The sequence below is a fragment of the Paenibacillus sp. 05T425 genome (assembly GCF_056396205.1).
The window spans coordinates 1-525 of sequence record NZ_JBFTLA010000066.1; the positions used below are offsets into that span (position 1 = coordinate 1).

Sequence of the window (525 nt, forward strand, 5' to 3'; positions counted from 1 at the left end):
GGGACGGGTTGTTCGACAAGGCCAAGGGGCGGATCGTCGGCTCCGACCAGTTTTTGACCAAGCCTTTCAGCAAGGAAGAACTGCTGAACGCGATTCAGGCCCACGTACCGGGCTTTGCTGTCGTTTCGCCGCAGTAGGACACGCACAGTGACGCTCGGCCAGTGGGCCTTGCGTCGACAAGAATGGGGAAGACCATGGCACGTATTCTGATCGTCGATGATTCGCCGACCGAAATGTACAAACTGACCGGCATGCTCGAAAAGCACGGTCATGAAGTGTTGAAAGCCGAAAACGGCGCCGACGGCGTGGCCCTGGCCCGTCAGGAAAAACCCGACGCGGTACTGATGGACATCGTCATGCCCGGCCTCAACGGTTTCCAGGCGACCCGTCAGCTGACCAAAGACCCGGAAACCGGGCACATCCCGGTGATCATCATCACCACCAAGGATCAGGAAACCGACAAAGTCTGGGGCACGCGCCAGGGCGCCAAGGACTACCTGACCAAACCGGTCGATGAAGACACCC

Annotated in this window: 1 protein-coding gene; it reads left to right on the plus strand. The window is 59.2% G+C overall.

Going from position 1 to position 525, the window contains the following annotated elements; genetic code table 11:
- Positions 1 to 194: 194 nt before the first annotated feature.
- Positions 195 to 525 (plus strand): twitching motility response regulator PilH (gene pilH, locus AC1DF0_RS32085; protein ID WP_477577606.1); only part of this gene is annotated, 331 nt, incomplete at its 3' end.